15 protein-coding genes are annotated in these 18,485 nt (G+C 68.5%); 4 read left to right on the top strand and 11 right to left on the bottom strand.

Going from position 1 to position 18,485, the window contains the following annotated elements; translation table 11 throughout:
* Window positions 1–214: 214 nt before the first annotated feature.
* Window positions 215–1,435, top strand: coding sequence for an NADP-dependent isocitrate dehydrogenase (locus I5731_RS03565; protein WP_197309985.1), 1,221 nt, complete (start codon window positions 215–217; stop codon window positions 1,433–1,435).
* A 265-nt stretch (window positions 1,436–1,700) separates the two neighbouring features.
* Complete coding sequence (locus I5731_RS03560) at window positions 1,701–2,546, top strand: class I SAM-dependent methyltransferase (RefSeq protein WP_197309984.1); 846 nt, start codon at window positions 1,701–1,703, stop codon at window positions 2,544–2,546.
* A 63-nt stretch (window positions 2,547–2,609) separates the two neighbouring features.
* On the opposite strand, the gene alaS is transcribed toward I5731_RS03560, so the two are convergent.
* From alaS to flgB, 11 genes are all read right to left on the bottom strand, one after another.
* Window positions 2,610–5,270 carry an alanine--tRNA ligase gene (alaS, locus tag I5731_RS03555; protein ID WP_197309983.1) on the bottom strand — a complete coding sequence of 887 codons (2,661 nt, stop codon included), beginning with the start codon at window positions 5,268–5,270 and terminating at the stop codon, window positions 2,610–2,612.
* A 224-nt stretch (window positions 5,271–5,494) separates the two neighbouring features.
* Window positions 5,495–6,574, bottom strand: coding sequence for a recombinase RecA (recA, locus tag I5731_RS03550; RefSeq protein WP_197309982.1), 1,080 nt, complete (start codon window positions 6,572–6,574; stop codon window positions 5,495–5,497).
* A 209-nt stretch (window positions 6,575–6,783) separates the two neighbouring features.
* Window positions 6,784–8,034 carry a cytochrome P450 gene (locus I5731_RS03545; protein WP_407941816.1) on the bottom strand — a complete coding sequence of 417 codons (1,251 nt, stop codon included), beginning with the start codon at window positions 8,032–8,034 and terminating at the stop codon, window positions 6,784–6,786.
* Window positions 8,012–8,863: a putative phage abortive infection protein gene (locus I5731_RS03540; protein ID WP_197309980.1), complete on the bottom strand. Its 852-nt coding sequence runs from the start codon at window positions 8,861–8,863 to the stop codon at window positions 8,012–8,014. Before I5731_RS03540 ends, I5731_RS03545 begins: the two co-directional genes overlap by 23 nt.
* 24 nt (window positions 8,864–8,887) lie before the next feature.
* The gene (gene cckA / locus I5731_RS03535) at window positions 8,888–11,443 is read right to left on the bottom strand and encodes a cell cycle histidine kinase CckA (protein WP_197309979.1); all 2,556 of its coding nucleotides are present in this window, start codon (window positions 11,441–11,443) and stop codon (window positions 8,888–8,890) included.
* 220 nt (window positions 11,444–11,663) lie between these two features.
* On the bottom strand, window positions 11,664–12,734 hold the full coding sequence (gene flhB / locus I5731_RS03530; RefSeq protein WP_197309978.1) for a flagellar biosynthesis protein FlhB: 1,071 nt from the start codon (window positions 12,732–12,734) through the stop codon (window positions 11,664–11,666).
* 4 nt (window positions 12,735–12,738) lie between these two features.
* Complete coding sequence (gene fliR, locus I5731_RS03525; protein WP_197309977.1) at window positions 12,739–13,503, bottom strand: flagellar biosynthetic protein FliR; 765 nt, start codon at window positions 13,501–13,503, stop codon at window positions 12,739–12,741.
* Window positions 13,504–13,594: 91 nt separating this feature from the next.
* The gene (fliQ, locus tag I5731_RS03520) at window positions 13,595–13,858 is read right to left on the bottom strand and encodes a flagellar biosynthesis protein FliQ (RefSeq protein WP_197309976.1); all 264 of its coding nucleotides are present in this window, start codon (window positions 13,856–13,858) and stop codon (window positions 13,595–13,597) included.
* Window positions 13,859–13,931: 73 nt separating this feature from the next.
* Window positions 13,932–14,252, bottom strand: coding sequence for a flagellar hook-basal body complex protein FliE (locus I5731_RS03515; RefSeq protein ID WP_197309975.1), 321 nt, complete (start codon window positions 14,250–14,252; stop codon window positions 13,932–13,934).
* Between the two features lie 37 nt (window positions 14,253–14,289).
* The gene (flgC, locus tag I5731_RS03510; RefSeq protein WP_197309974.1) at window positions 14,290–14,700 is read right to left on the bottom strand and encodes a flagellar basal body rod protein FlgC; all 411 of its coding nucleotides are present in this window, start codon (window positions 14,698–14,700) and stop codon (window positions 14,290–14,292) included.
* A 50-nt stretch (window positions 14,701–14,750) separates the two neighbouring features.
* On the bottom strand, window positions 14,751–15,167 hold the full coding sequence (gene flgB, locus I5731_RS03505; RefSeq protein WP_197309973.1) for a flagellar basal body rod protein FlgB: 417 nt from the start codon (window positions 15,165–15,167) through the stop codon (window positions 14,751–14,753).
* 443 nt (window positions 15,168–15,610) lie between these two features.
* Between flgB and I5731_RS03500 the strand changes: the two genes are divergently transcribed.
* Together I5731_RS03500 and fliP are read left to right on the top strand one after the other, a co-directional pair.
* The gene (locus I5731_RS03500) at window positions 15,611–17,626 is read left to right on the top strand and encodes a flagellar biosynthetic protein FliO (protein ID WP_197309972.1); all 2,016 of its coding nucleotides are present in this window, start codon (window positions 15,611–15,613) and stop codon (window positions 17,624–17,626) included.
* Complete coding sequence (gene fliP, locus I5731_RS03495) at window positions 17,626–18,393, top strand: flagellar type III secretion system pore protein FliP (protein ID WP_197310154.1); 768 nt, start codon at window positions 17,626–17,628, stop codon at window positions 18,391–18,393. The genes I5731_RS03500 and fliP overlap by 1 nt, the downstream gene beginning before the upstream one ends.
* Window positions 18,394–18,485 lie beyond the last annotated feature (92 nt).

Here is an 18,485-nt window from a genome sequence, read left to right as displayed (position 1 = left end):
TAACACTCAAACCGTCGCCGCAGAAAACCCCGAAAGCCGCGAAAAGAATGATTTCCGGATCCGGCCCGCGATGTTATGAAGCGCTCGAAGCTAGACCATTTCCGAGTGACGTTTACGTTAGCGTAACTCCCACCGGCATCGTTGCGCCGCCTCGCCGCGGCGCGCGGCGCCACCCCGCAGAGCGAATGTCCGCGCGTTGAACGAGGTCCGATTCATGACGAAGATCAAGGTGGCCAACCCCGTCGTCGAGCTCGACGGCGACGAAATGACCCGGATCATCTGGCAGACGATCAAGGACAAGCTGATCCACCCCTATCTCGACGTCGACCTCGAGTACTACGACCTCAGCGTCGAGAACCGCGATGCGACCAACGATCAGGTCACGATCGACAGCGCCAACGCGATCAAGCGCACCGGCGTCGGCGTCAAGTGCGCCACCATCACCCCCGACGAGGCCCGCGTCGAGGAATTCAAGCTGAAGAAGATGTGGAAGTCGCCGAACGGCACCATCCGCAACATCCTCGGCGGCGTCATCTTCCGCGAGCCGATCATCTGCAAGAACGTGCCGCGCCTCGTGCCGGGCTGGACCAAGCCGATCATCGTCGGTCGCCACGCCTTCGGCGACCAGTACCGCGCCACCGACTTCAAGGTGCCGGGCAAGGGCAAGCTCTCGATCAAGTTCGTCGGCGAGGACGGCACCACCATCGAGCACGACGTCTACGACTTCCCCGACGCCGGCGTCGCCATGGCGATGTACAACCTCGACGAGTCGATCAAGGAATTCGCGCGCGCCTCGCTGAACTATGGCCTGATGCGCAACTATCCGGTCTACCTCTCGACCAAGAACACCATCCTGAAAGCCTATGACGGTCGCTTCAAGGACATCTTCCAGGAGGTCTACGAGGCCGAGTTCAAGGACGAGTTCACCAAGCGCAAGCTGACCTACGAGCACCGCCTGATCGACGACATGGTCGCCTCGGCGCTGAAGTGGTCGGGCGGCTACGTCTGGGCCTGCAAGAACTACGACGGCGACGTGCAGTCGGACATCGTCGCGCAGGGCTTCGGCTCGCTCGGCCTGATGACCTCGGTGCTGATGACGCCCGACGGCAAGACCGTCGAGGCCGAGGCGGCGCATGGCACGGTGACGCGTCACTACCGCCTGCACCAGCAGGGCAAGGAGACGTCGACCAACTCGATCGCCTCGATCTTCGCCTGGACCCGCGGCCTGTCGCACCGCGCCAAGCTCGACGACAACGCCGAGCTCGCCCGCTTCGCCGCGACCCTTGAGAAGGTCTGCGTCGACACCGTCGAGGCCGGTCACATGACCAAGGATCTGGCGCTGCTCGTCGGCGCCGAGCAGGGTTGGCTCTCGACCTCCGGCTTCCTCGACAAGATTGCCGCCAACCTCGACACCGAGATGGGCAGCTGGAATTAACGGCTCGCCCCGCGACCGTCCGGACGATCACACGAGCGGCGGGAGCAATCCCGCCGCTTTCTGTTTGGCGGCACCATGATCGCCGATCGCGAGCCACCGATCGGGTTCCGGCCAGAACGCCTCGCATGTCCTTCTGGCCACCCTCGGAGTTCTACGGATACCCGCGTCGGATCGCAGACATCATACATATCGGCGGCGGGGGCCCGAAGGGCGCGGTGGGGGGCATCGCGGCCACGGACGCTCTGCGCCGTCGTCATGGTGGTCCGTGTCCAAGGTCCTGCGCCGTTTCCCGCGCCTTCTGCGCCTCGTCAATCTCGTCCGCTATGAAATGATCTACGCCATCCCGATCTGGCGCGAACTGACGACGTTCAACGTCGGCATCTCGCCCGCCGATCCGGAGATCCTGGCGCAACCTGCCGGCACGCGCGAAGCGTTCCAGCTCCAGACCTACGCCGAAGTGTTTCGCGCCGCCGACGCTGAGCGGCCGGTGCGGCCCGGCGACGTGATGGTGGAAATCGCTGCCGGCCGCGGCGGCGGGCTCGGCCAACTCGCCGGGCGCGCCGACTGGCGCTGCATCGGCTTCGAACGCTCCTGGTCCGCCGTGCGCCACGCCCGCGCCCGCGGGCTGGACATGCGCCGCGCCGGCGCCGAACAGCTGCCGCAGCCGGCGGCGAGCTGCGACTATGTCGTCTCCGTCGAGGGGCTGATGTGCTGCGAGGACGTGATCGCGGCGACGCGCGAGGCCGCGCGCCTCCTCTGCCACGACGGATGCCTCGTGCTCGCCGAGTTCCACTCCGGCCCGATCCACCACGCCCGCGCCAAGCTGGTGCGACGCGCGCGCGCCTGCGGGCTCACCATCACCGACTTCACCGACATGACCGAGCGCGCCCGTGCGGCCTTCCTCGCCGACGAGCCCCGGCGCGCCGCGCTGGTCGCCAGCGTGCCACGCCTGATCGTCGCCGGATTTGCCGAAATGCTGGGTCTTGACGGCACCACGCGCCACGCGCAGTGGCGCGACGGCCAGCGCAGCTATTACATCGCCACCTTGCGGCCGCGGCGCGTTGCCGTCCCGCGCCGGGCCGCCACGGCCCGGCCCGACGTCGCGGCCTGAGCCGCGACCACGGCGACCGGCCGGCGCGAAGGCCGGCCGCGCCGCTGCCGGGCGGGCGAACCCTCAGGCCGCGGCGAGTTCGCCGAGCCGGGCGGCGATCGCCTCCAGCGCATCGTTCGCCTTGGCGCCGTCCGGCCCGCCCGCCTGGGCGATATCCGGCCGGCCGCCACCACCCTTGCCGCCGAGCACGTCCGCGGCGACGCGGACGAGGTCGACCGCGTCGAGCTTGCCGGCGAGATCCGCGGTGATGCCGACGACGATGCCGGCCTTGCCGTCTTCCGATACGCCGACCATCGCGACGACGCCGGACGCGAGCTTCTTGCGCGCGGTCTCGACCAGGTTCTTCAGGTCCTTCGGCGCGACGCCCTCGGCGATCCGGCCGAGGAACTGCATGCCGGCGATCTCGCGCGGCGCCTCGCCGGCGCCCGCGCTCATCGCCAGCTTCTTGCGCGCCTCGACGAGGTCGCGCTCCAGCTTGCGGCGCTCGTCGACGAGGCTCTGCACCCGCGCCGCCGCCTCGCCGACCGGCACCTTCAGCACGCCGGCGACGTCCTTCAGCCGGCGCTCCTGCTCGGCGAGGTGACGCCGGGCGGCCGCGCCCGTCAGCGCCTCGATGCGGCGCACGCCGGCGGCGACCGCCGCCTCCTGCACCACGCGCACGAGGCCGATTTCGCCGGTGCGGCCGACATGGGTGCCGCCGCAGAGCTCGACCGAATAGGCCTTGCCCGCCTTGTCGCCCTCGGTTGCCGTGCCCATCGCCACGACGCGAACCTCGTCGCCGTATTTCTCGCCGAACAGCGCCATCGCACCCGACGCGATGGCATCGTCGACGGCCATCAGCCGGGTCGTCACCGGCGCGTCCTGCAGCACGATCGCGTTGGCGATCTCCTCGGCGGCTTCCAGCTCGGCGTCGCTGACCGGCTTCGTATGCGAGAAGTCGAAGCGCAGCCGGTCGGCCGAGACCATCGAGCCCTTCTGCGCGACGTGGGTGCCGAGCACCTGACGCAGCGCCTCATGCAGCAGGTGCGTTGCCGAATGGTTGCCGCGGATGCGGCCGCGCCGATCGCCGTCGACGACGAGGTCGACGCCGTCGCCGACCGCGATGGTGCCCTCTTCGACGGTGCCGATGTGGACGAAGACGCCGTCGGTCTTCTTCTGGGTGTCGGTGACGCGGAAGCGGCCGTTTGGGCCGGTGATCACGCCGGTGTCGCCGACCTGGCCGCCGGATTCGCCGTAGAACGGCGTCTGGTTGAGCACGAGGATGCCGGCGGCGCCGGTCTCGAGCCGCGTCACTTCCGCGCCGTCGGTGACGATCGCCATCACCGCGCCGGCCGCGGTTTCCGTGCTGTAGCCGAGGAAGTCAGTGGCGCCGACCCGGTCGCGCACGCCGAACCACACCGTTTCGGCGGCAGATTCGCCCGAGCCCGCCCAGTTCGCCCGCGCCTCGGCGCGCTGGCGCGCCATCGCGGTCTCGAAGCCGTCGCGATCGACGCCGATGCCACGCGAGCGCAGCGCGTCCTCGGTGAGGTCATAGGGGAAGCCGTAGGTGTCGTAGAGCTTGAACACCGTCTCGCCGTCGATCCGGTCGCCGGAGGTGAGATCGGCGGACGCCTCGTCGAGCAGGATCAGCCCGCGCGACAGCGTGCGGCGGAAGCGGGTTTCCTCGAGCAGCAGCGTCTCGGTGATCAGCGACTGCGCCCGGACGAGTTCCGGATAGGCCTGCCCCATCTCGCGCACCAGCGCCGGAACCAGGCGGTGCAGCAGCGGATCCTTGGCGCCGAGCAGGTGGGCGTGGCGCATGGCGCGGCGCATGATGCGGCGCACGACATAGCCGCGGCCCTCGTTCGACGGCAGCACGCCGTCGGCGATCAGGAAGCTCGACGCACGCAGGTGGTCGGCGATGATGCGGTGGCTCGCCGCCGTCTCCGCCGTCGAGCCGACGCCAGTCGCTTCCTCCGAGGCGCGGATCAGCGCCCGGAACAGGTCGATCTCGTAGTTGCTGTGCACGCCCTGCAGCACGGCGGCGACGCGCTCGAGGCCCATGCCGGTGTCGATCGACGGCCGCGGCAGCGGCACGCGCACGCCGTCGACCTGGTCGTACTGCATGAAGACGAGGTTCCAGATCTCGACGAAGCGGTCGCCGTCCTCGTCCGCCGAACCCGGCGGGCCACCGAAGATCTTGTCGCCGTGGTCGAAGAAGATTTCCGAACACGGGCCGCACGGGCCGCTGTCGCCCATCGCCCAGAAATTGTCGGACGTCGCGATGCGAATGATGCGGTCGTCGGAAAGGCCGGCGATCTTCTTCCAGAGCCGGTGCGCCTCGTCGTCCTCGGCATAGACCGTGACGACCAGACGGTCCTTCGCCAGCGCGAAGTCCTTCGTCACCAGCGTCCAGGCGAGCTCGATCGCCCGTTCCTTGAAATAGTCGCCGAACGAGAAGTTGCCGAGCATCTCGAAGAAGGTGTGATGCCGGGAGGTGTAGCCAACGTTGTCGAGGTCGTTGTGCTTGCCGCCGGCGCGCACGCACTTCTGCGCCGTCGTCGCCCGCACATAGGGGCGCTTTTCCAGCCCGGTGAAGACGTTCTTGAACGGCACCATGCCGGCGCTGGTGAACATCAGCGTCGGGTCGTTGCGCGGCACGAGCGGCCCGGACGCGACCATCTCGTGGCCGTTGCGCGCAAAGAAGTCGAGGAAGGTCGACCGGATCTCGTTGACGCCGCTCATGACAGTCACATCACCCATGAAACCGAGAAAGCCGCGGCGGACAGCCGCGGCAGCACACGTCTCGGCGTTTTAGACGGGCGGGCGGAATGTGTCCACAATCACCGGAAATCATGACGAAAGCGCGAGACGCTCGACCTTCCGCAGAGGCCCTGCGAGAGAGCCGCCCGGGCGCGCCGGCCGCGAGGGACGGCGACCGGTGCTGCACGCGCCGGTCGCCGCCTTGATCAATCCGGCGAGTCGGCGTCGCCGTCCGGCTCGGGCGCGCCCTGCAGGATGTCCTTGGCGATGACGCCGGCGTTTTGCCGGATCGCGAGCTCGATCTCGTCGGCAATGGCCTTGTTCTCGCCGAGGAAGACCTTGGCGTTCTCGCGGCCCTGGCCGAGGCGCTGGCTGTTGTAGGAGAACCAGGCGCCCGACTTGTCGACGATGCCGGCCTTGACGCCGAGATCGACCAGTTCGCCGAGCTTGGAGATGCCCTCGCCGTACATGATGTCGAACTCGATCTCGCGGAACGGCGGCGCGAGCTTGTTCTTCACCACCTTGACGCGGGTCTGGTTGCCGACGATCTCGTCGCGCGCCTTGATCGCGCCGATGCGGCGGATGTCGAGGCGGACCGAGGCGTAGAACTTCAGCGCATTGCCGCCGGTGGTGGTCTCCGGGCTGCCGAACATCACGCCGATCTTCATGCGGATCTGGTTGATGAAGATCACCATGGTCTTCGACTTGGAGATCGACGCCGTCAGCTTGCGCAGCGCCTGGCTCATCAGGCGGGCCTGCAGGCCGGGCAGCGAATCGCCCATCTCGCCTTCGAGCTCGGCCCGCGGCGTCAGCGCCGCCACCGAATCGATGACCAGCACGTCGACCGCACCCGAGCGCACCAGCGTGTCGCAGATCTCGAGCGCCTGCTCGCCGGCGTCGGGCTGCGAGATCAAGAGGTCGTCGAGATTAACGCCGAGCTTGCGGGCGTAGATCGGGTCGAGCGCGTGCTCGGCGTCGATGAAGGCACAGATGCCGCCACGCTTCTGCGCCTCGGCCACCGTGTGCAGGGCGAGCGTGGTCTTGCCGGAGGATTCCGGCCCGTAGATCTCGACGATGCGGCCACGCGGCAGACCGCCGATGCCGAGCGCGATGTCGAGCCCGAGCGACCCGGTGGACACCGACTCGACCTCGACGACCTGGCCGGCGCCGAGGCGCATGATCGAGCCTTTGCCGAAGGCGCGCTCGATCTGCGAAAGGGCCGCATCGAGCGCCTTGGTCTTGTCCATCGAACTTCCCTCGACGAGGCGTAGCGTATTCTGCGCCATGGCGTCCGCTCCTTATTCCACGTGCCGACCGGGGTTTCAAACTCGGCTTGCGTACATGCTTTGTTCCATATCGGCCCTTCGAAGTCAACATGTTCTGCGCAAAGGTTTTTCCGGGGCGCGTTCCGGCATCGTTCTCATGGCGGTTTGCCCCGTTCGCACAAGGCCTTGCGCCCTCCCCGCGGGCGACTCGGCTGCGTCCGCCCCTGCTCTCACCAGGCGAGGTCGAGTCGCTCCAGCCCGTGAAAGTGGTAGCTGTCGCGATAGCGCGGCGGCGCGGCGAGCCGCAGCCCGGGCAGCCGGCCGAGCAGCACCGGCAGCGCCACCTGCAGCTCCAGCCGGGCGAGCGGAGCGCCGAGGCAGAAGTGGATGCCGCCACCGAAGGCGGCATGCTGGGCCGGGGTGCGGGCGGGATCGAGCCGGTCCGGGTCGGCGAAGCGGCGCGGATCGCGGCCGGCGGCGCCGATGACGAGGCCGACCTTGTCGCCCGTCCTGAAGCGGATGCCGCGCCAGTCGAGGTCTTCGAGCGCGTAGCGGGTGAACATGTGCAGCGGCGGGTCGAAGCGCAGCAGTTCCTCGACGGTTGCCGCGGTTGCCGCCGGCGAGGCGAAGGCCGCGGCCCGGTCGATGCCCTCCGCCCCGAGCAGCGCCGCGACGCCGTTGCCGATCGCGTGCACGGTCGCCTCGTGGCCGGCGTTGAGCAACAGGATGCACGTCGAGACGAGTTCGTCGGTGGAAAGCCGCTCGCCGGCCGCCTCGGCGGCGATCAGGTGGCTGATCAGGTCGTCCGCCGGCCGGCCGCGGCGCGCGGCGATGTAGTCGCGCAGGAAGCTCGCAAAAGCCTCGGTCGCGGCGACGGCGGCGTCCTCGTCGGCGCGGCTGCGCCCGAACTGGTACATCGCCACCATCTTGTGCGACCAGTCGAGCAGGTCGGGCGCGGCGTCCACCGGCACGCCGAGCAGCTCGGCGATCACCACCACCGGGATCGGCGTCGCGAACGCCGCGATCAGCTCCACCTCGCCGCGCGCCTCGAACCCGTCGATCAGCTCGTGCGCCAGTTTTTCGATGCGCGGGCGCAGCTGTTCGACGCTGCGCGAGACGAAGGCGCGGTTGACGAGGCCGCGCAGCCGCGTGTGCACCGGCGGCTCGAGCTCCAGCAGCGAATGCGCCTCGACGGCATAGAACGGCGCCAGATGCGGCGGGATCTCCGGCCAGCCGAGCTCGGCCCGCGTCGCGACATGCAGCACGTCGCGGCCGAAGCGCCGGTCGCGAAACAGCGCGGCGACGTCGTCATGGTCGAGGCAGCACCAGTGGCCGTAGTCCTCCCAGAAGAACACCGGCGCAATGCTGCGGATCGCGGCATAGGCGGCGTAGGGATCCTGCACGAAGGCGGGATCAGAAGGAGAGAGATTTAATTGACTTCTGACATTTTGGATCATCTCAATGAAAGGCCTGAGACTGATACAGTCGTTTTTTTATCTGAATAGATAGCTCTGTGTCTAAGGTAATATCCTTAAACAGCGAGTATTTTTCAAAATAACCCTTGAGTTCATTCACATCGGTTGCGAGATGAAAAAACAGCACTCGCAGCTCATGATCTGACATCGTTGACCGAACGATCCCCGCGTATAATTTTGCATGATCTCCAGTTTCCTCGTCAACATACTTCAATACATATAACAAAAATCGGAAATACTTTCCAAACTGAAATCGATACCGCGCCTTAATAATTGAATTATACTCGTGAGTGAATCTCGTAATTTCTCCAGCTATGTATTTTTCTACAGCTTTCTCCGCATTAGACTCACGCCTTGCCATATCAATTTGTGTCTCAAAAATGTAAGCCTTAGACATATGCTTAGTCACAGCGTCCAATTTAGAAAACAATGACCCTTGATCGTCTAAGTAATCTTCATCATCATTATTTTTAGATAGATTTGATCTAATAGATTCAAGTAAATTTACTAAATTAAAAAATGTTTCTTGCCTATTACTTATAGACATAGATTTGAACTGAGTTTCCATGTGAACGTTTTGCTTTTCAACTAAATCCCGGGAACGGTCGGCGTCCAGCCGCAGCAAACCTATTTCTTGTCTCTGCAAAAAAATTGCATAACCAATGCCTACGCAAGCCAATCCGGAAAACAGCGCATTTACTGCGCCGAACATATCGCCAAATATACCGCGCTCGGACTGAGATAGATTTAGACCATAAAATAAATTTGCAGCGTAAAGCACCGCCATGACCAAAAACAAGCTCAACAAAGCTAAAAGATTTCTTAGCCTTTGCATGGGGGGTTCTCCCTTAGTAAACACTCAGCTACTGAGCGTCTCCTTCACCGTCGTCGCCAGCTGCTTCAGGCTGAACGGCTTGGGGAGAAAGTGGAATTTCTCGTTTTCGGGCAGGTTCTTCTTGAAGGCGTCCTCGGCGTAGCCGGAGACGAAGATGATCTTGAGGTCGGGGCGGGTCTTGCGCAGCTCGCGCAGCAGCGACGGCCCGTCCATTTCCGGCATCACCACGTCGGAGACGACGAGGTCGATGTTGCCGCCGGTACGCTCCATCACCTCCAGCGCCTCGGTGCCGCTGCCGGCCTCGTGCACGGTGTAGCCGCGCGAGGCGAGCGCCCGGGCGGCGAAGGCGCGCACGGCCTCCTCGTCCTCGACCAGCAGGATCGTCGCGGTGCCGGTGAGGTCGGAGAGCGCCGGGGTCGGCTCGACCACCTTCTTCGGCGCTTCCTCGGCCACCGGAATGTGGCGCGGCAGGAAGATGCGGAAGGTGGTGCCCTTGCCGAGCTCGCTCTCGGGATAGATGTAGCCGCCCGTCTGCTTGACGATGCCGTAGACCGTGGAGAGCCCGAGGCCAGTGCCCTTGCCGACCTCCTTGGTCGAGAAGAACGGCTCGAAGATCTTCTCCATCACGTCGGCGGTCATGCCGGTGCCGGTGTCGGCGACGTCGATCAGCACGTAGTCCGCCGCCGGCAGGCCCTGATACTCGAAGGCCTCGACTTCGTCGGCATCGAGGTTGCGCGTGACGATCGAGAGCCGGCCGCCCTCGGGCATCGCGTCGCGGGCGTTGACCGCGAGATTGATCACCACCTGCTCGAACTGGTTGACGTCGGCCATGATCGGCCAGAGGTCGCGCCCGTGCACCACGTCGAGCCCGACCTTCTCGCCGAGCAGCCGGTCGAGCAGCATCGAAAGGTCGGCGAGCACGTCGGAGAGCACCAAGACCTGCGGCCGCAGCGTCTGGCGGCGCGAGAAGGCGAGCAGTTGCCGCACCAGCGCCGCGGCGCGGTTGGCGTTCTGCTTGATGTTCATGATGTCCTGGAAGGACGGGTCGGTCGGCCGGTGGTTGGCGAGCAAGAGGTCGGAGAAGCCGATGATGGCGGTGAGCACGTTGTTGAAGTCGTGCGCGACGCCGCCGGCGAGCTGGCCGATCGCCTGCATCTTCTGGCCCTGCGCGAACTGCGCCTCCAGCGCGCGCTGCTCGGTGGTCTCCACCGCATAGACGACGGCGACCTCGCCGTCGCCGGCGCCCTCCTCCACCGAGGAGATGTAGAAGCGGGCCGAGCGGGCGCGCTCGTCGGGCAGCGCGGCGTCGATCGGCGGGATCTGGCCCTGCTCCTGGCCGGCGGCGGCGAGCGCTTCGGCGAGGGCGGGCCGCTCGCGCTCGGCGACGACGTCGACGAGGCGGCCGCGGCCCGAGCGCGGGTCGTTCTTCACGAAGTCGGCGAAGAGCCGCATGAACGGCGCGTTGGTGCGCCCGATGCGGCCTTCCTTGTCGACGCCGGCAATCGCGATCGGCGTGTTGTTGAAGAAGCGGGCGAAGCGCACTTCGGCCGCGCGCAGCGATTCCGACACGTCCTCGCCCGGCGAGCGGTTGATCACCAGCGTGCGGCTGTCGCCGATGCCGCCGTCGGCGCCGACGGGCACGCGGTGGATCAGGCGCACCGGCAGGCTCTGGCCGTTGCGCTTCATCAGGTCGATGTCGATGATGCCGGTCTTCACCTCGCCCGGCGCGCCGTGCACGCTTTCGAGCAGCGCCGCGCCGTCGCCCTGCACCACGTCGGCGAGGCGCACCTCGTCGGCCTCGAACTCGGCGAGGTCGTAGCCGAGCCAGTCGGCGAGCGTCGCGTTCATGTAGACGAGGCGGCCGAGCGCATCGGCGGAGAAGAAGCCGGCCGGGGCGTGGTCGAGGAAGTTCACCGCGCGCTGCAGCTGCTGGAAGCTGTTCTCCTGCTCGTCGCGGTCGCGCGTCACGTCGGCGACCTGCCAGACGGTGAGGATCCGGTCGCGCGCCGCCGCGGGCAGCGGTCGCACGCGGATGCGGTACCAGCGCGCCGGCCCTTCGCTGCGGCCGAGCGGATGGGCGCGGCGCACCTCTTCCTGCGACGCCCGCCCGGCGCGCGCCGCCTGCACGAGGCGGAAGATCACGTCGGCGGATTCCGGATCGGCCGAGAACACCCGCTCCACCGAGCGCACCGCGCTCGGCGTGTCGGCGCGGATCAGCCCGGCATAGGCGCCGTTGGCATAGACGATCCGGCCGTCGGGATCGGTGATGCAGACGCCGTCGCCCATGGTGTCGAGGAAGCGGCGGGACAGATCCTGCCCGTCGACGCGCGCGCCGAAGCGGATCAGGCCGATCGCCCCCGCGAACAGCGAGAACACGCCCACCACCGCGAGCAGGCCGAGCAGGCCGAGCACATAGGGCTCCGCCTTGGAGCGGTCGAGGATCGCGAACACCGACGTCGCCGCCACCAGCGCCAGCGCCAGCGCGACCAGCATGCCGATGTTGCCGGTGCGCTCCGACCGGTCGACGACAGCCGGCTCGGTGGCGGGCCCAGGGCCCTGCCCGCTGTCGCTGTCGCCCATGTCGATCATCCTGTCGCGCCCCGGCCCACTGCCCGCGTTGCCCGCCCCGAATCAGCCGGAGCCCGCGGTTCGATGAAAACTGACTGAACGGCCTTTTACAGCAAGCCGCCACCGGTCTCGATAGAAGGGTTTCGACAGATTTCGGCATTCGGCTCACCGGCCTGGCGACCACGGTGCCCCGTCTCGGCAGCCATCGACGATCGAACCAGCCCGGCCCCACCTAGTTCCGCCGCTTCCCCTTCAGCGACATCACGAAGCCGATCACCTCGGCGACCGCGCGGTAGTGCTCTTCCGGGATCGTCGCGTCGAGGTCGACGGCGGCGTAGAGGGCACGGGCGAGCGGGGGGTTCTCGACGATCGGCACGTCGTTGTCGCGGCCGACCTCGCGGATCTTCAGCGCGACGGCGTCGACACCCTTGGCGACGCAGACGGGGGCCTGCATGCCGGCCTCGTACATCAGCGCGACGGCGTAGTGCGTCGGGTTGGTGATGATCACCGAGGCCTTCGGCACCGCGGCCATCATGCGGCGGCGCGAGCGCTCCATGCGGATCTGGCGGATCTTCGCCTTGATGTGCGGATCGCCTTCCTGCTGCTTGAACTCGTCCTTGATCTCCTTCAGCGACATCCGCTGCCGCTTCATCCAGCGCTGCTTCTGCCACAGGAAGTCGAGCCCGGCGATCAGCGCCAGCACGGCCATCACCGCGATCAGCATCTGCACCGACAGCGCCTGGGTGATGCCGAGGATCGCGGCGACGTCCGTCGTCACCATGCCGTCGAGCAGGCGGCGCTGCGGCCACAGCACGAGGAGCATCACCGACGCGACGAGGGTGAGCTTGGTCAGGCCCTTGGCGAAGTTGACCAGCGCTTCGGGCGAGAACAGCCGCTTGACGCCGGCGAGCGGCGAGACCTTGGAGAACTTCGGCTTCAGGCTCTCGGCCGAGAACACCGGCCGGTGCTGCACCATGTGCCCGGCGGCACCGGCGATCACCATCATCGCCAGCGGCAGCCCGAGCGCGAGAATGAGGTCGATGCCGATCTCCAGCCAGAGCCGGCGCAGCACGCCGCCGTCGAGCGACAGGATGCCGGCCTGCTCGATGATGCCGCCGAGCGGCGTGAACAGCGTCGAGGAGATCCGGCCGGCGCTGAGCGCGATGATCGCCGTCACCGCGGCCATGGTGAAGAAGGCGACCACCTCCTGGCTCTTGGCGACGTCGCCCTTCTCGTGCGCCTGTTCGAGCCTTCGGTGGGTTGGTTCTTCTGTCTTTTCGCTGTCGTCCTGCCCCTCGGCCATGGCGTCACCGCGGCACGAGGCGCATCAGCCCGCTTTCCAGATGACCGAGATAGACGGTCATCATGGTGACGAGCAGCAGCGCGAAGAGGACGAGGCCGACGAAGATCGTCACCGGCATGGCGAGGAAGAACACCTGCAACTGCGGCATCAGCTTGGCGAGCACGCCGAGGCCGAGCGAGAAGACGAGGCCGAAGACGATGAAGGGCGCCGAGATCCGCACGCCGATGGCGAACACCTCCGACGCCGTGCGCACCGCCGCGTCGGCCATGTCGCCGACCGGGATGAACTCGCCCGGCGGGAACACCCGGTAGCTGCCGGCGAGCCCGGCGAGCGCCACGTGGTGCAGGTCGGTGAGGAAGATCATCGTCATGCCGGTGACGGCGAGGAAGCTGCCGATGATGGCGCCCTGCTGGCCCATGGTCGGGTCGACGGTCTGCGAGAAGCTGAGACCGATCTGGAAGGCGATGGTGGCGCCCGCGATCTGCGTCGCCGCCATCAGCATGCGCGTCAGCAGCCCGAGGGCGAGGCCGACCACCAGTTCCTGGCCGAGCAGCAGGATCAGCCGCGGCGGGTCGCCCGCGAGGCCCGTCGGCAGCAGCGGCGCGGTCAGCGGATAGAAGATGAGGGTGAGCAGCAGGGCTACCGCGAGGCGGATGCGCGCCGGCACGGCCTGTTCGCCGAGGCCGGGCATCAGCATGACCATCGCCCCGAGCCGCGCGAACAGCAGCAGGAACAGCACGGTCACCTCGGGGGCGATGTTGATGATCATGCCGCCTGTGCGCTCCGCCGCCGCTGCCGCGGCCTCGCCCCCTGCCGGGTTGCGGCCCGGCGCCGTCGTTCGCTTGCCGTCAGCCGGCCCCTCAACCGGCGATGATCCGCTCGGAGACGCGCACCATGAAGCCCGCCAGCGCGTCGCTCATGAAGGGCAGCGCCAGCAGCAGCACGAGGAAGATGGCGATGATCTTCGGCACGAAGACCAGCGTCATCTCCTGGATCTGCGTCAGCGCCTGCACCAGCGCGATGGCGACGCCGACGAGCAGGCCGACCAGCATCACCGGCGCGGAAATCACCACCGTCACCCAGATCGCGTCCCGCGCGAGGTCGAGTACGTCGGCGCCGTTCATGTCCTCACCCCGTCCCCTGCCCGGCACCCAGAAAGGGCGGCGCCCGCCATCGTCCGCCGCCTGATGCACGGCATCAGATCGGCATCCGCATGATTTCCTCGTAGGCCGAAATCACCCGGTCGCGCACCGAGACCATGGTCTCGAGCGCCACCTCGGTTTCGGCCACCGCCGTCACCACGTCGACGACGTCGGCCTTGCCGGCGATCAGCGCCGATTGCTTGGCTTCGGCCGTGTTGCCCGTCTCGACGACGCCGGCGACCTGGTCGCGCAGCATGTCGGCGAAGCCGCCGATTCCCGAGCCGGCCGCAAAATTCTGCTCCTCCGGCCCGCGATTCGCCAGCTTCGAGGTCTGCAGGTAGGCGTTGGCGGCTCCGAGCGGCGTGGTGAGGGCCATGAGTTGGATCCATCTTGAAACGGAGGACGGCGGCTACTCAGCCGCGCAGGATGTCGAGGGTCTTCTGCAGCATCTGCCGCGTGCTGCTGACGACGTTGAGGTTCGCCTCGTAGGTGCGCTGCGCCTCGCGCATGTCGACCGATTCGATCAGCGTCGAGACGTTCGGGTAGCGGACGTAGCCCTTGTCGTCGGCCGCCGGATGGCCCGGCTCGAAGCGGACGCCGAACTCGGAGCGGTCCGGCTCGATCTTGCCGAGCCGCACCATCTCGGCACCGAGTTCCTTGTCGAACGAGGAGCGCACCGTCGGGATCTTGCGGCGGTAGGGGTCCTCGTTCGGGGTGCGGGCGGCCGAATCGGCGTTGGCGATGTTCTCGGCGATGACGCGCATGCGCCCCGACTGCACCTTGAGCCCGGCGGCGGAGATCATCAGCGACTTAAGGAAATCCATGCGGCGTCTCCTGGACGGTAGAAGGTGGGGGCGGATTGGCGGCCGGCCGGTCAGCGCCGGCCGACGGCGGTCTTCAGGATGCCGAGGCTGCGCTGGTAGAGCGACGCGGCCATCTGGTAGTCGAGCTGGTTGCCCGTCACCTTCATCATCTGCTCTTCCAGCACGACGCCGTTGCCGTCGGGCGTGATCTCGTAGCCCGCGACGCGCTCCTGCTTGAAGGCGGACTGGGTCGAGATGCTCCGGCCCGGCAGGTGGCCGGCGACCGTGACGCGCGGCGCGACCGGCGCGATCGCGCCGCCGCCGGCCGCGGCCGCCATGCGGAAGAAGTCGGGCGTCGCGAGTTCGTGCGCCTTGTAGCCGGGGGTCTCGGCATTGGCGACGTTCTCGGCCAGCACGCGCTGGCGCGCCTCGTGGAACATCATCTTCTCGCGGATGGCGCGGAAGATCGGCAGGTCGGTCATCGCCATGGATCAAGCTCCCGGCAGGTTCGTTGCTTGTCCGGTGGTCATCCCGGACGGAGGTCGTGCGCCTCGCGGCTGGCCCACTCGAAAGGCCGGGCCGCGTGAAGACGACCGGGCCCTGCCCCGGTTTCGCCTCCCTGCGATGGGCAATTCTTGCCGACTGCATGGTTAATGCTTGGTTAATGCCGGGACGGCACCTCTTGCCCAACGGCGGGTTTCCGGGCAAAGCCGTGGGAGCGCAGCGGCTTGTGCGGCCCTTGCGCCTTTTCGGCGCCAAGATCGAAGCGGCAAAATTTGCCGGGATCGACTAGGCTCGTGTCCGGCGGAAGATTCGTCGGGTTGCGTTTTTCGGGCGGTTCGGGGCGTGCGCTGCCTCGGCCCGCAGCGTATAGGCTGATCAACCGGCCCGGATCTCGGGCTTATGTTTAGGCCAGGTACAGGATCGACTCGTGGATCTGTTCGGTTCAGACGGCACGACAGCCGTACAATTCATCACCGCGCTCGTGGTCGTTTCGATCCTGATCGCGCTCGGCTCCTGGCTGCTCCGGCGCTTCGCCGGCGGCTCGGTGCACGTCGGCAATCGCGGCCGGCAGAAGCGCGTCACCGTGCTCGAGGCGACCCCGGTCGACGCGCGGCGCCGGCTGGTGCTCGTGCGCCGCGACGGCATCGAGCATCTGTTGCTGATCGGCGGTCCGAACGACATCGTCGTCGAGCCCGGCATCGGCCGGCAGATCGCGATGCCGCGGCCGATGCCGCCGCAGGGCGCCGCCCCGCAGCCGCAGCCGGCCCCCGCGGATCGCACCGCCCCGCCGCAGGGCCGGCTCGAGCCGCGCCCGCTGCGCCCCGCCCCGACCGCCCCGGGCCAGCCGGCGCAGGGCGCCACCGCGCCGCTGGCGCCGTCGCCCCCGGGGTCCGCCCCCGCCGAACTCGGCGACCCCGCCCCGGAGCCGCAGCGCCCCGGTTCGCGCCTTGCCGCCGCCGCGGCGGCCGGCGCAGGCTATGCCTCCGGGATCGGCTCCAGCCTGCGCGCCGGCCGCCGCCCGGCGGCGGAACCGGCGACCGAGCCGCGTGTCGACGTCCGCGTCGAACCGCCGGCCGTCGCCGCGCCCGAGCCGCGCCAGCCCGCCGCTCCGGTTGCCCCGGCCCCCGTCGCCCTGGCCCCCGTCGCCCTGGCCGATGCCCGTCCGTCCGAGCCGCGCCCCGCAGGGCTGCGCCCGTCGGAGCCGCGCTCGGCCGAACCGCGCCAGTCCGAGCCCCGCGTCGCCGAGCCGGCCCGCCGTGCGGCGCCCGCGCCCGAGATCGTGGTGCCGCCGGCCGCGGTCGCGCCCGCCGAGCCGGCAGCCGATGAGGACGGTCCCTATGTGCCGCCGATCGCGGTGAAGCCGCCGCAGTCGGCCGAGCCGGTCGCGACCGGGCCGATCCCGGTCGAACCGGTGCCGGCCGCCGAGCCGCTCGACGATCTCGCCCTCCGCCTCGACGAGGCGCTGCGCATCGACCTCGCGGCCGAGCCGCTGCCGATTCGCCGCGAACCCCCGCCGCGCGACGTGCCGGTCCGCGAGGTTCCGGTGCGTGAGGCGCCTGTCCGCGAACCCGCCGCCCGCGAGGCGCCGCCGCGCGACGGTCAGGGCTGGATGCGGCCGAGCCGCGGCCCCGCCGCCCAGGCGACCACCGTCGAAGGCCCGGTCGCGGCACCCGCCGAGACCGCGCCGCCCGCCGAACCGGTGCTCGAGCCGCTGCGCCTCGACCCGGCCGCCGACGCCGAGCCGGCGCCGGTACGCCCGGTGCCGCGCCGCCCGATCGCCGCGATCGATCCCGTGCCGATGCCGCCGCCGCCCGAAGCTGACGAGCCGGCGATTCCGCCAGAATCCCAGCCCGAGCCCGAGCCGGCTCCCGCCGAGCCCGAGCGCCGGCCCGCCGCGGTCGCAAAGCCGCCGCGCCCGCCGAAAGATCCGGCACCCGCCGAGCGCGCCGCGCCCGCCGAGGCCCCGGTGCCCGCCACCGATCCGCTGCTCGAGGAACTGGAGCGTTTCTTCCGCGCCCCGTTGCCTGAGGAGCCCGCTGCAGCCGAGCCGGCGCCGGCGAAGCCCCGTCGGCCGGAGCCGGCCGAGCCCCGCGCCGCGGCACCCGCCCGTCCGCCCCGGCCCGAAGCGCCGCGTGCTTCCGCCGAAGCGGCGCCCGCCGACGCCGCCGGATCGGCCGGCCCGGTGCGCAATCGCCTGCTGCGCCCGATCGAGCCGGTGACGGAAGAGGACGCCGCCGTCCCGGCCCCGAGCGCCCCGACGGCCGCGCCGGCCGCCGCCCCGGCGGCCAAGGCACCCGTCGCCGCCGCGGCGGCTGCGCCGGCCGCCGAGCCGACAGAAGCGCCCGCCGCGCCGGCACGCAGCGACAGTGGCTTCGACGCGCTCGAGGACGAGATGAGCCGGCTGCTCGACGAGCTGACCGGCGGCGACAAGTCCAAGCCGTGATGGCGCCACGCGCGCTCCGACCATGTTCGGGCGTGCGTCACGCCGCGGCGGCCGGAGCGGTTGCCGCGGCCGCCCTGCTGCTGCTCACCGCGGGCGCCGGGGCGCAGGACATCTCGATCGAGCTCGGCGAGGGCACCACCCTCACCGAGCGCGCCGTCCAGCTCATCGGCCTGCTCACGGTCCTGAGCCTCGCGCCGTCGATCCTCGTCATGGTGACGGCGTTCACCCGCATCGTCGTGGTGCTGTCGCTGCTGCGCACGGCGATCGGCCTGCAGAGCGCGCCGCCGAATTCGGTGATGATCAGCCTCGCGCTGTTCCTCACCGCCTTCGTCATGATGCCGACCTTCGAGCAGGCCTATGAGCAGGGCGTCCAGCCGGTGATTGCGGGCGAGGTCGAACTCGCCGAGGGCTTCGAGCGCACCGCGGCGCCGTTCCGCACCTTCATGCTCGACCATGTCCGCGAGGTCGATCTCGCCCTCTTCGTCGAGCTCTCCGACACGCCGCCGCCGGCGACGCCGGAGGAGGTCAGCCTGCGCATCCTCGTCCCGGCGTTCATGATCTCGGAGCTGCGCCGCGCCTTCGAGATCGGCTTTCTGATCTATCTGCCCTTCGTGATCATCGACATGGTGGTGTCGTCGATCCTGATGGCGATGGGCATGATGATGCTGCCTCCCGTCGTCGTCTCGCTGCCGTTCAAGCTGATCTTCTTCGTGCTGGTCGACGGCTGGCAACTGCTCGCCGGCAGCCTGATCCGCTCCTTCGGCTGACGCCCTAGGTCCTCACTTCAACTCCCCGCCGGCTGTCATCGTCCCGTCATCGGCCGGGCGCTAGGAAGCCCCATTCCGCTTGCCATGGAACT

Source organism: Methylobrevis albus (assembly GCF_015904235.1).
Lineage (GTDB): Bacteria > Pseudomonadota > Alphaproteobacteria > Rhizobiales > Pleomorphomonadaceae > Methylobrevis_A > Methylobrevis_A albus.
Note: the sequence above shows the minus strand (reverse complement) of the source record. Positions and strands in the feature narration are given on the sequence as shown.

What these genes read in the sequence shown, in the direction of transcription:
- I5731_RS03565 (WP_197309985.1), top strand. Translation starts at nt 215, where the DNA reads ATGACGAAGATCAAGGTGGCCAACCCCGTCGTCGAGCTCGACGGCGAC.
- alaS (WP_197309983.1), bottom strand. Translation starts at nt 5,270, where the DNA reads ATGAGCGGCGTCAACGAGATCCGGTCGACCTTCCTCGACTTCTTTGCG.
- recA (WP_197309982.1), bottom strand. Translation starts at nt 6,574, where the DNA reads ATGGCGCAGAATACGCTACGCCTCGTCGAGGGAAGTTCGATGGACAAG.
- I5731_RS03540 (WP_197309980.1), bottom strand. Translation starts at nt 8,863, where the DNA reads ATGCAAAGGCTAAGAAATCTTTTAGCTTTGTTGAGCTTGTTTTTGGTC.
- cckA (WP_197309979.1), bottom strand. Translation starts at nt 11,443, where the DNA reads ATGGGCGACAGCGACAGCGGGCAGGGCCCTGGGCCCGCCACCGAGCCG.
- flhB (WP_197309978.1), bottom strand. Translation starts at nt 12,734, where the DNA reads ATGGCCGAGGGGCAGGACGACAGCGAAAAGACAGAAGAACCAACCCAC.
- fliR (WP_197309977.1), bottom strand. Translation starts at nt 13,503, where the DNA reads ATGATCATCAACATCGCCCCCGAGGTGACCGTGCTGTTCCTGCTGCTG.
- fliQ (WP_197309976.1), bottom strand. Translation starts at nt 13,858, where the DNA reads ATGAACGGCGCCGACGTACTCGACCTCGCGCGGGACGCGATCTGGGTG.
- I5731_RS03515 (WP_197309975.1), bottom strand. Translation starts at nt 14,252, where the DNA reads ATGGCCCTCACCACGCCGCTCGGAGCCGCCAACGCCTACCTGCAGACC.
- flgC (WP_197309974.1), bottom strand. Translation starts at nt 14,700, where the DNA reads ATGGATTTCCTTAAGTCGCTGATGATCTCCGCCGCCGGGCTCAAGGTG.
- flgB (WP_197309973.1), bottom strand. Translation starts at nt 15,167, where the DNA reads ATGGCGATGACCGACCTGCCGATCTTCCGCGCCATCCGCGAGAAGATG.
- fliP (WP_197310154.1), top strand. Translation starts at nt 17,626, where the DNA reads ATGGCGCCACGCGCGCTCCGACCATGTTCGGGCGTGCGTCACGCCGCG.